We start from the raw sequence: 11,908 nt of genomic DNA on the forward strand, positions 1-11,908 counted from the left end.
GAGCATACCATAATCAGTCAAGAGTCAAGAAATGCTGGACTCTTGACTTTTGACTATTAACTATCTAACATTTCTCACCAAAAAATTTGGTTGTCCGCAGCTTTTTTGAGACCTTTTCAGAATCTCTTCGCTACAAGCGCCTGGTTTGCCATCTTTAGAGTAGCAAAAGAAGACTTCTTGCAAAAACCTTCCCGAACCAGAACAGTAAGGTGCTATGCCATCAGCAACGAATTGATTATTAGAACTGACAAATGTATTTCTTAGGTCTTTAATTGTGGTGCGGAATGGTTTTTGGGGGCGATTATAAGCTGTAGGAATAGCGACAGAATCTTTGAACTGTTTAGATAATGCCAAATATTCTTGAGGAGTTTTACCAGAACAAGTACCATGTTTTTCCCACTCATGGTCAAAAAGTTTATCGCTGGGGTACAAACCTGCAAACTGCTGTTTTAATTGTTTGGGTAATTTTTCTGTAGAACAGTTAGCTGGATAGCCACTTTGGTACTGAGGCCACAGACCATGTAATACAAAACCGAGTTTCTTACCAGATTTGCATTGCTGGCGATCGCGATCGCCATTTGTCGCACAATAATCTGGAGACCAGGATAATGTGAGTACATAAAAATCAAACTGGCCGGGAGTTCCGCGATTTTGGGCACTAACGGCGTTAGGGATTGCAAAGCTGGCGATGGCTAGGGAAGATGCTACCAGGATTTTCTCGATCTGCATATTTACAGTCAATTCTTGTGTAATTGAAGTTACAGCATATACATTAACTCAGTTGGGTAAAAAATATAGATTTATTCCAAATCAAATAATGTTTACAAGAGATAATCTTAAATCTTAATGACAAATGACAAATTAATATTACTGATTCCGCAAACGCTTAAGTGGGTTGGGCACTGCCCACCTTACCCTTATTAGAAAAGTGCAAGATGTCAGTTAACTCGCAGCAGCAATATCGCTGTCTGTATCATCTTGATTTAAACCAAAGCGATCGTATAGTTCATCAACATTTTGTGGCTCAATTATTCCGGCTTTTGCACGTTGGAGAGCAGTTAATAAACGTGCGGAATTTGCAGGTGAGCGAAGTAAATACAGAGTTTCTAATAAACTATTTAATTCTGCTTCAGCAATTAAGACAACATTTTTACCATCTGCTTGGCTAATAATTACAGCTTCACCTGTCTCTAAAACTTGACTGCAAAGTTTCTCTAAATTTCCATTCGCTTCAGCAGATGTAACTTTGACTGGCATAATTATTTAACTCAAAGAGGTTTTTTATTCGTAATGATAGCGAGCTTTTAGAAAGTCAATGCGGTCATCGCTCACTAAATATACAAGTCGATGTTCTTGATTGATACGACGCGACCAACACCCAGAATACTCATATTTTAGCGGCTCAGGCTTGCCGATGCCTTCAAATGGTTCTCGGAGAATTTCCTTGACCATTTTGAGTATACGCAGTGCCGTTTTTCGGTCTTTGTCAACCCAATATTCCAAGTCTTCTAAAAATTCAGGCTGAAATACAGCAACGCGATCGCGTTTTATATCTCCCTCAGCACCCATGTACTCAAACCTTTGCGAGGATATTCTTAACTTAATACGCAATCGACAAATAAGTAAAGTCCAATACAAATTACAAATTAATATTACTGATTCCGCAAGCGTTTCAGTTCATCATCTGTGAAAGGATTTTTATCTGCTTTGAGGTCTTTTACCCAGCGTTGCCGTCTAGCTCTGCTATCTTTATCTTTAGTCTGGGCGATGTAGGCTTCAAAATCTAAAATTGCCCCTTGGTAATCGCCTGTTAGCGCCCTAGCGATACCACGACTATCACGAATTTTGCAATTATTTGGTGCTTGAGTAACTGCTTTGTCACAGGTAAATAACACCATAGGTGCTATTTCATCTGGATTTTTGCAACTGGCCAAAGCGCTTACAGCGATACTACTTAGAGATTGAGTAGTAATTTCTGGCTTTTGAGTTGCAGTAATCAAGTACTCAATTGATAAACAACCGACAACAGGATTTGTAGAACAAATCTCAAAAATTAACTCAAGAGTACGGGGAAATTGAAATTTTTCTAATCTATTCTTGGTTAGTATTTTATTAATAATTGCTGTGATAATTACAGAACCCACTAGCGAAAGAATTGAAGGTACGAATCGTAACCACCAACCAGAAAGAAAAGCTAGGTAACTTCCTCCCAGCAAACAGCCACAGCCACCTACAATGACGATACTACTAGTATTATTAGCGATTAAAAGAATTAAAGGCAATCTACTATATTTTTGTTGCCAATACAACGAAGTAACAACTAGTGTTGACCCTACTATTGACCATACTATTGACCAAACTAAAATCCACAACCACTCTATCGGTTCAGATAAAGTTTTGATTTGTGGACGACCCTCCAAAGCCGAACTCAAAATTTGACTAATCAAATTCGCATGAATTGCGACACCAGGCATACGTTCTGGCGTACCAAATATCTTACTGCTATAAGGTGTCCAAAAAAGATCGTTCAAACTTTCAGATGTAGCACCAATTAAAACAATCTTTCCTCGCATCAAGTTTTGTGAAATCCGATTCTCTAACACATCATTTATAGATACTACTGGGAAACGATTAATTGTCCCTCGGTAGTTTAAGAGTATTTGGTAACTACCCGCATTTGCCCCCACGTAACCACCATCATTAGTTTCAAAATAAGGAAAAATACCTTTACCCAACTGCAAATAGTTGGGATTATTTGCTGCGGGTTTTTCAGTAATTCCTTGAGGTTGCAAATACAATAATGCTAATTTCAGCCCAAAGCTTTCAAGATTGCTACCATCTTTCAAACCTGCGTATAGCAATGCTCGACGGATTTTGGCATCTTTATCTAAGGGAAAATCATTCGCTCCTACTTGATTTCTTTTCCTGAGTTCGGGAGGCGAACCAACAGAAAAACTATTAGAACTTTCAGATACCTTTTGTACCCCAATCAAGTTGGGCGTAGTCTCAAATACTTTTACTAATTTTTGATGGCCGGGATCCAAAGGTAAGTCTCGATAAATATCAAGACCTATTGCTATAGGTTTTTGCTGCTTGATCTTAATTAAGACATTAGAAAGTATTTCATCATTGATCGGCCACTGCTTCAATTTGGTGATGTCTGGTTCATTAATCTCAACTATAACAATACGCTCATCAACAGGCTCTTTTGGACGTAAAAGAAACAATTGATCCAAACCTGCCAATTCTAACAACTGTAATAACCCTAAAGAGCGCAAGATTATAATTATGCAGATAAATGTTATGGCTCCAAATATTTCTTTCCAATCAGGAAAAATTTTGCGAGGTAAAGCTTCTTGTTTTGCTCTTGCTTGAGCAATAGAAAGTGTTTGGTTAGCCTGTTGCCGTTGTTCAAAAATGAGGAGCTTATCTTCACTGATTTTTCTTTGTTTTCTTTCTTCTTCCAGTTCAGCCATTACCTGCTTTAACTTCGGTTCCTGTTGCTGGCGGATAAAGGCGGCTAAATAATCATGCACCAATTGATAACGGTCTGCGGGGTTTTCTGGTAATAAAACAACTAAGCCAGATTTGACAAAAATCTCTAAGATCAAATCTAATTTATTGCTATCTGCGGCGACATCTGCCACTAATGCTTGTAAATCCCGTTCTAGTTCAGTACGAGTCTTCAGGGGGCGAGTCCCTTTTTCATCAGTGAGCAAATACAGCAACAATTCCGCCGCTTGTTGATTCTCTACACCGCAGTCATCAACCACCTCTGCTAAGTAGCGCTTCACTAATTCTTCTTTAGCGTTACCCCCTAATTCTTGATACTTCGCCAAAGTTGTAATATTCTCGGTTTGCAATTGCGCCCCTATCACCTGCAATTCAATCGGGCGTACTTCTCCCACTTCCCCAGCTAAATCTTGAACTAGCTTATCAATTAACGCAGGTTCTAAATAAAAGCTAGTATTCTGGGTTAAGCGCTGAATAATTGCCTTAGCATCATCGGGCGAAAAATTCCCCAACTCATAAAGCACATTATTGCTGAGAATATCATTGCCAATAATCTTCAGACTCGCAAGGCGATTGCATTCCAGCAAATAATGCAAGTAATCTACCCGCAGTGACAAAATCACTTTTACAGAGAGGATATTAAGACATTCTCCCAGGAACTCAAAAAACTGCCGTCTTTGTTTTGGTTCTGGGTAAACGAAGAAAAATTCTTCAAATTGGTCGAAAATTAGTACAGTTCGCAGGTTGCGTTGTTCGTTGTTTCGCAGTTGAGCGAGAAGGACGGGTGGTGAGGGGGACAAGGGGGACAAGGGAGACAAGGAGAGAAGTCTGAACGGAGGAAACCTCCGATCAGAACTTCGGGAAGACAGGGGAGAAGGGGAAGTTTGAGGTTCGGAACTCGGAGTTTCGGGTAAAAAGCTTGGATTGTCATGTTCCGAACTCGGAGTTTCGGGTAAAAAGCTTGGATTGTCATGTTCCGAACTCGGATTGTCGAGTAAAAAGCTTGGATTGTCGTGTTCCGAACTCGGAGTGTCGAGTAAAAAGCTTGGATTGTCGTGTTCCGAACTTGGATTGTCGAGTAAAAAGCTCGGAGTGTCGTGTTCCGAACTCGAACTTTCGCCTTCAGAACTCGAACTGTCAGGTAAAAAACCAGAATTATCGCCTTCAGAACCCGAATTTCTACGTCTTAACTCCCCCTTGTCCCTCCGAAGTTCAGATCGCCGGAAGCCGGCGCTCCGACTTCTCTCCTTGTCTCCCTTGTCCTCCCTGTCCTGCAACACTCGCCCCAACTCTTCCACCCAGTTGGTATACACGCGAATAGCAACGACTAAATTATCTTGCACACCAATCGCTTTCCGTTTCAAAGCCGGAATCAGTCCCGCATTAACTAAGGAACTTTTACCTACACCCGATTGCCCATGAATGACGATTAATTTATAATCCGGGCGACCGATGCGTTCTATTACCCGTTCTACATCCAATTGACGGCCAGATGCGGCGATTTCTGGGGCAATATTATCTTGATTATCAATTTGTAACGCTGCTAAAACTTGGGTATCTAACTGTTTTGTCGCTTGTAATCTCCCTGCACCAATAAACGCCCGCAAACCAAATTGCTGCTCGATGGAACGGGCTTCTAGTTTGGCATCAAATGCTTTAAGATATTGCTTTTGCTCAAAATATATGCTGTGTAAATTAGCGAGAATACTCAAGTAAAGCTGAGGGTCGTTGTCTGTAATACTTAATTTTCTAGCTTGTTCTAAATTATTAATTGCCGCTTGACATTGTGCTAAATTATCTTGTGCTTGGGCGATGATTAATAATAACTTTTGCTGATGAGCGATGACATTTATCGGCGATAATTCCAGTGGTACGGGCTGATGAGTCGTAGATAAGAATTTTAATGCTGTTTCGGCTAATTTTTGGGCTGGTTGCCAGTGCTGCTGTGCTAATTCTGTTTCTGCTAAAAAGCTATAATCCTGAGATATTTTTAGAGTATTATTCTCGGCTTCATGAACAATTAAAGCCTGTTGAGCTAAAGTTTTGAGTTGTTGCCAATCTTCTAAATACCTCAGAATAATGCCGAATTGATCTAGAGAATTGGCAATTAAATCGGGGCGTTGGGCGGCTTGAAATGCGGCAATAGTTTGCTGAAGATAATTGGTAATTGTTTCCTGATTCACCGCCGACACTCTAAAGGTTGCGGCTATACTATCAAACGCTGCATCCACCGCCTCATGATTTCTAACATAGGGGTGATTTCTGTCATCTGCTCTCGCTTTTTCGTAATAGCAAATAGTAATTTGTGTAAGTATTTTTCCTTGACGCTCAAAATCATTATTTGTCTGCCAATAATCCCAGCTTTGATTGTAATGCTCAATCGCCGCATCAAGATTTTTATTGATATATGCAACTAAGCCTAAGACAAAATCACAGTTCGCTTTTAACTCAGGTGTTAAATCTTGTGTCCAGACTTGTAATTCTTGCCAAGCTGATTGAATTTCTGCAATAAGTTCTAAATTGATATTTAAAATATTGTCAAATAATTGTGATGCTGTCTGTTGAAGAAAATTAGTTAATTCATTAATAGTAATCGCAAATTTTTTGGTGGTTGCCCAACTCTCTAAATCCGGTGCTAATTGCATCATTTGTGTGTGAATTTCATCGTTAACCCACAACACAATCGGGAAGGGGAGATTTTTACGAAACTCCTCCCGCACCTGATTAGCAGCAATCAACATTTGGGGCAAATCTTGCAATTTTTCTAACCCCAGGATCGTTAAAGCTTGGATATCATCCCCACATTCCTCACGAATGGCGGTGTAAAGTGTCCTTTGTGATGGTTTGAGTACTAAAACGCTAATCTTGACAGCAGAGATTTCCTGTAATCTGGCAATTAAGCGATCGCGCTGTTGCAGATAATTACACTTTGCCAAAATCAGCTTAAACTGTCCGACAGAAGCTTGAATTGCCCAAGCTAATTGTTGCAAAGAGCGATCGTTATTTATCTGCTGTTCACTCATAAATCGGAACGGAGAAAGGTGGATTTAGATCCCCAACTTCTACCTTCCGGGAAGCCACTCTTCGGGTGTCTACAAGAAGTCGGGGATCTGAGATATGCTCAGTCACAATTAGCTGTTTAATTCTCTGGCTTCGGTCAAAATGGGGTTAACATCAAACCACGACTCGCCGCGATCGCGATATTCAAAGACAAAGCGACTGCGAATCAGTTTTTGATAGCCTTGGTCATCGCTGACTTTCTTTCTTTGCTTGACGTGACGTAATAATTGCCACTCATCATCAGAAATTGGCATAGTCATTTCATTGCGCCGCGCGCGAATTACTTGTTCTAAGGTGTCGCAGGAAAGAGGAAGAGTCATTTCTTCCATAATCAAGGTGTTCAGCAACCGCAACAAGTCGCGCACATGACCACCACTCATGTAACATAAGCGGTCTAAGGTGTTAGCACTGTCAAATATTTCTGTAATACGATCGAGGCGTTCTGCCGCTGGTACGTCAGGAAAGGCTCTTGCTAAAACCATCTGCTGCAAGAGTGTCATCCCCTGTTCGTGAACTTGACCATCAGGCCACTGTACCGGAACCATCGGCAAAACTTTCGGGTCTTCGGGGAATCGCTGGGTTAAGGTGCCATAATCATTGGAAAATTTCAGCGATAGGGGCATTGTATAAACTAAATGACAATTTAGCTTGGTCAGAAACTCCCCCTGATCCACAAACAGATATTCTTGTTGCGGACGACCCCAAGATTTGACGCGGTTATCGATGCGGTCGAGGTTATCGACAATTACCACTAAACCTTTCTTACCTTGCTGCTTGAGTTTAGCGATCGCAGGTTCTAAGAGTTCGCGGTTAATGGCTTCGAGTAATTGGGTTTTCTGCGGCCCTAAATATTGATTGAGTTTTTCCCGGAGGTTGGGGTCGTTCCTGGTTTTGGTGGTAATTTCGCCAATTCCAAAGGCTAAGGAAACTTTCTCTTTTTCCGCCGAGTAACCGACATCGCCAAGATTGGGAACTTTAAGCTTAACTCCCGTCACCTCAGAGTTTAAGACCTTCCACGCACCTTGCAGCAATTCATTAAGTTTGCTGGTTTCCGCCAGAGTAATTTTATCCAGGCTTTGACTCACACGCCGCGCGATCGCTAATAGCACATCAGCAATATCAACATCGGTCATTTCCAAGTCTTCACTAGACTCAAAATACACTACTTGAAAGCCGATATTTTCCAGTTCTGCTTGTAACCGTAATAGTTCTGTCGATTTTCCACACCCAATATGACCAGTAAATAAAGTACAGGTAGGCTCATTCGGCTTGAAAAATGTAATCTTCTGCTTAAGCTTGTTAATAATATCGCCGCCCCGCACCTCAGAAAAGTCTATATAATACTTTGCATCTACCGCATTACTGATAAACAAAGTGCGGCTGGGGTCAGTAGCTTGAAAGAAATTTAGCAAATCTATGGCCATAAAGCTAGTATTCTATTTATCTTAGATAGGTGCTAGCAATCATTAATTGCCAGAATAAAGTTATTTACAGCAATCAGAGCAAATATTTCGGAGAATTTCAGTTTTGCTGCACTCACCTAAATTTCAGGTGGTAATAGAAGTTACGCCATATACATTACCCTAGTTTAGTAAAAAATATAAAGTTACTGAGAAATTGCGATCGCAGAGATTAACTGTCACACTCTTTTCTGGGAGAATGCAGTCAAAGTTTGTGCATCCTCAAAGCTTGGATAACGACAATGAAGACAAAGAGCAAAGTTAATATTTGGTGGAGATACGTTCTCTTATTTACGGCGCTTTTAGTTTCTCAACCGACTTTTCATTTTGTTAACCAAGCTTTACGCGGACACCCTCTTGATATTCACTATTTTATTAGCGAACTTTCTCCCAAGAAAGTTTTTTCAGCTGGTCTGGATAATGGAGATGGCGGTGCAGACTGGAAAATAGGCAAACCAAAAGCGACAATTTGGAATGCACAGCAGTTGCGTTCTCTACCAGAACTGAGAAATTTTGCCCTAGAACTAGTAAATCGCGATCGCAATTTAAATAATTTGTCAGCTTTGCGCGCAGATCCTTTACTTTCCCTAGCAGCTCAACGTCATGCAGAAGATATGCTGGCGCGCCATTATTTCGATCATATTACTCCCGAAGGTAAACGTCCCCGCGATCGCTATCTTGCAGTCGGTGGTAGTCGCCGGATTGGCGTTGGCGAAAACATTCTTCAAGGCCATGTGCAAGGTTTCGGTTTAACTTACGGCGAAGCCGAAAAATTCCAACGCGGTTGGATGTACAGTAACGGACATCGAGAAAACCTCCTCGCTGCTGAATACACCAAATTTGGTTATGGAATTGCAACCGGGGTGGATGGTCGCATTTATGCAGTGCAGATGTTTGCTGAGTAGAAAATAAGGTGAAATTCATATTACTTATAAATTTACACCAAGTATGCATAAGTGATCCTCTATGACTTCCTGGCCTAAGTGCATTGGGTATGGCGAAACGATATTTCCCATAGACCAAGCTGGTGAGCATCTTAAATAGTGAGGAACACGACATAGTGCTTTTAAAGCTTCTTCTGGTTGAAAATCTGGGCGTACAAAGAACGGTACAATTTCCACTAGCTGTTGATGTTTGAATGGAAAGTTAGCACCGAATTTATCCTCTTGATAACCGAGTTTATAAAGTTCGGGTATTGGCTTTTCATCTTGCGCCTTCTGTGTTTTTGGGAGTTTTCCCACAGAAAAGTAATGCAGTAGTTCTAGTACTGAGTTATCGTAAAAACCGCTCAAATGTTGAAAATCTCGTGCTGGACAATCTTTGTTCCAAGTTTCTCGATTGGTGATGTACTGTGGTGTTTCTTTATCAGTGCGAATCCTCATTACTGCTAGCAAGTTCTCTAGTTGGTTACTCTCACGGCTGTACTCGCAAGTGTGACCAGGAACATGGTGAAAGTCTAGAACGTTGCGTTTTGCCAGTAGGTACTCATTTTTCAACTGAAACCAGACTGAGCCATCATTATCTTCGCCACGTTCGTTACGCCATCCTTCAGCTTCAATTAAAACAACGGTTGGCCTGTCTAAATGTTTGGTTACTATGCGTGCAGCAAACTGTACTAATTCTGTACCGCTTAACTTGATTTTACTTTGAATGCGTTTTTTATTTTCTTGGCGATCGCGACGTGCTTCAGCAAAAATCTTTCCCACAGTAATCCCCGCCTGTGAGTAAGGAATCCAATCATCAGCATCAGGAAGCATTACATCTACCGCACCCGTTGCACACAAACGAACTGCAAGCACATAGTGAATATCACCTTGATATTGGTTAGTTTTGCGACGACAAAAAGCAATTACATCTAATTCTTGGGCAATTTCTTTTGGTATATTTGCTTGTTCATAGAGTTGAGATGGTAGTCCGTATAGCACCCCAATTTGACGTAAGGTTCCATCCAGTACAGCATTCATCACTCGTCCTTTTGTTTGTTTGCTGTAGGATGGTGATTTATCCTCATCGTCTTCTGTGTCACTTAATTTTGCTGTAACTGTCTGTATCATTTGGGAGCTAATTCCCTCTCTGACACAAGCTTCACGAATAGCTCCTTTAATATTTTGTTGGGGAAGAACTCCCTTTGTTTTGATACGGCTAATTTCGATAATCGCTAAACAGTGGGGATTAGTCTCAAAATTTATCTTTGGAATAACGTTTTTTTGGAGAAAAGTTCGCCATGCTTCTCGCTTTGCTTGATGCTGCTTGCGTATTTCCTCATCGAATTTGCTACGAGCTTTAGGCAAAAATCCACCTGTATTAAGTGGCTGTAAAAGCGTTGCATCATCAATCAAAATTTTTGAAACTGTTATATCTTGTGGAAAATCTTCATTTTCATTCAGAAGAAATACATCGCGTAATTGCTGATAAACTACTTCACAAGTGTCCTTTTCTCGATAAATCAGAAAAATGTGCATTGCTTTACCCTGCAATGCTCGGTAAATAGCATCAGTAGCAATTTGTTGATAAGGTTGGCGTTTTTTGCGCGTTTTAGAAATAAATTCATAATCCCGCATTGCTAGTGGTGCTTTTATCCCAGATGGTGCAGGAATATCAGATTGCATCGGATTATCTGGGATTAAAACGCCGTTGAGTAGTTCTAATACCCGTGCAATAATATCGCCCCGTTCCAAAAAACTAAAGCCAGTTTTTATACTATGTCCTCGTTTATGTTTTTCATGCTCATACTTATAACCTTCAGTATGAACTATATAATATTCGTCCCTTTCACCCCAGTTATTTGAGTTATCTAAACTCCCAAGTACTGCGGGATTATTCAGAATATTTTCAGGCTGTTCTAGAGCGCGTGCTTTAAAGGCAGCAAGTAGTTCTGGTAGTTGTAACCTCCACAAATTTTCTTCTTCTTTGCCATTGTTCTCAATAACAAGACGTACTAAAGTTGAATCCACCTCATAATCAGATAAACGTGCCTTATTCATACCCATGAGAACAGAGATATCACGTCCATAATTAGCTTCTAAAAGTGGTTCATGGGGGTATCTTTGACAACTCAAATGTAAGAAAATCCACGGTTCTAGATTGCCATTATCATTGAATCTTCCTGCTTGGGTTTCAACATTAAAGTCTAGACGGTAAGCAAAATAACCTTCTTTTTCCTTACCATAATTATCTGTATAATTCGCCTTAAATGGCTTACTAACTACGTAAAGTCCTACTCTACCCGAACCACCTCCCTGTACTTTGCGCCATTGAATTTCCTGTTGTCTTTTTCCAGAGTTAATAATGCACTTTTTACCATGTAACATTGTTGCTAAAAGACTAGGAATAGCTTGAAATCCTAATCCTCTCTCTGCGTTGATATCGCGCACAAGTGTTTCCGGTTTAATCCGTTGCCAATCCCAATCAGGTGGTATGACACCCATTCTTTCGAGAAAGCGATCGCACACGCTATTCACTTCATCCGGTTTACCTTTTTCACGATATTTCTTCGTCCACTCCTGCGCCCAAATTCTCACTAATTCATGTATCTGCTGGGGTGTGGGAGTTTTCAATGGGTTCTCTGGCGTTCCTACAGCTAACGCCTGATATAAGGAAGAATTACTTTCTTGATCGTAACCAACATACTCAAAGCCGTGTGTCAGTGTAGATGCACAGGCAAGTAGAGCATTATTTAACTGTCGATATGGTGGCGGAACCTCTATTTTTTTATTACCACGAGAGAGTACTCGTTCCATATCACGGCGGAAGTCTGCTACCACCTGAACAAAAGGAAATGAAAGCACAGCAATCTCTAGGTTGGCAAAGGCGTCTTTTACCAAACTCATACGTGCAGGTAGCAAAATATTTGTTGGTTTATTTCTGCTCGTCAT

The 11,908-nt window shown here is 40.7% G+C and carries 7 protein-coding genes; 1 reads left to right on the forward strand and 6 read right to left on the reverse strand.

Features of this window, described 5'->3' with window-relative positions:
- Positions 1–60 precede the first annotated feature (60 nt).
- The 5 genes from AACU33_RS33295 to AACU33_RS33315 all read right to left on the reverse strand — a co-directional run bounded on the left by AACU33_RS33295 (position 61) and on the right by AACU33_RS33315 (position 7,997).
- Positions 61–729 (reverse strand): ribonuclease T2 family protein, encoded by a 669-nt coding sequence (locus AACU33_RS33295; protein WP_096594528.1) that lies wholly within the window; start codon positions 727–729, stop codon positions 61–63.
- 213 nt (positions 730–942) lie between these two features.
- On the reverse strand, positions 943–1,257 hold the full coding sequence (locus AACU33_RS33300) for a type II toxin-antitoxin system Phd/YefM family antitoxin (RefSeq protein WP_096594529.1): 315 nt from the start codon (positions 1,255–1,257) through the stop codon (positions 943–945).
- A gap of 24 nt (positions 1,258–1,281) precedes the next feature.
- Entirely contained in the window at positions 1,282–1,569 is a 288-nt protein-coding gene (locus tag AACU33_RS33305; RefSeq protein WP_096594530.1) for a Txe/YoeB family addiction module toxin, read from the reverse strand.
- Positions 1,570–1,652: 83 nt separating this feature from the next.
- Positions 1,653–6,536 (reverse strand): CHASE2 domain-containing protein, encoded by a 4,884-nt coding sequence (locus AACU33_RS33310; protein ID WP_096594531.1) that lies wholly within the window; start codon positions 6,534–6,536, stop codon positions 1,653–1,655.
- 108 nt (positions 6,537–6,644) lie between these two features.
- A complete protein-coding gene (locus tag AACU33_RS33315; RefSeq protein WP_096594532.1) occupies positions 6,645–7,997 on the reverse strand; it encodes an AAA family ATPase in 1,353 nt (450 codons plus the stop codon).
- A 278-nt stretch (positions 7,998–8,275) separates the two neighbouring features.
- Between AACU33_RS33315 and AACU33_RS33320 the strand changes: the two genes are divergently transcribed.
- Positions 8,276–8,938, forward strand: a complete 663-nt coding sequence (locus AACU33_RS33320) for a CAP domain-containing protein (protein ID WP_096594533.1) — start codon at positions 8,276–8,278, stop codon at positions 8,936–8,938.
- Positions 8,939–8,962: 24 nt separating this feature from the next.
- Here AACU33_RS33320 and AACU33_RS33325 read toward each other — a convergent pair whose 3' ends face one another.
- A complete protein-coding gene (locus tag AACU33_RS33325; protein ID WP_339376431.1) occupies positions 8,963–11,908 on the reverse strand; it encodes an RNaseH domain-containing protein in 2,946 nt (981 codons plus the stop codon).

Origin of the sequence: Calothrix sp. NIES-2098 (assembly GCF_963875125.1) — a bacterium.
Classification (GTDB): Bacteria; Cyanobacteriota; Cyanobacteriia; order Cyanobacteriales; family Nostocaceae; genus Aulosira.

What these genes read in the sequence shown, in the direction of transcription:
- AACU33_RS33295 (WP_096594528.1), bottom strand. Translation starts at nt 729, where the DNA reads ATGCAGATCGAGAAAATCCTGGTAGCATCTTCCCTAGCCATCGCCAGC.
- AACU33_RS33300 (WP_096594529.1), bottom strand. Translation starts at nt 1,257, where the DNA reads ATGCCAGTCAAAGTTACATCTGCTGAAGCGAATGGAAATTTAGAGAAA.
- AACU33_RS33305 (WP_096594530.1), bottom strand. Translation starts at nt 1,569, where the DNA reads ATGGGTGCTGAGGGAGATATAAAACGCGATCGCGTTGCTGTATTTCAG.
- AACU33_RS33310 (WP_096594531.1), bottom strand. Translation starts at nt 6,536, where the DNA reads ATGAGTGAACAGCAGATAAATAACGATCGCTCTTTGCAACAATTAGCT.
- AACU33_RS33315 (WP_096594532.1), bottom strand. Translation starts at nt 7,997, where the DNA reads ATGGCCATAGATTTGCTAAATTTCTTTCAAGCTACTGACCCCAGCCGC.
- AACU33_RS33320 (WP_096594533.1), top strand. Translation starts at nt 8,276, where the DNA reads ATGAAGACAAAGAGCAAAGTTAATATTTGGTGGAGATACGTTCTCTTA.
- AACU33_RS33325 (WP_339376431.1), bottom strand. Translation starts at nt 11,908, where the DNA reads ATGACGAGCAGAAATAAACCAACAAATATTTTGCTACCTGCACGTATG.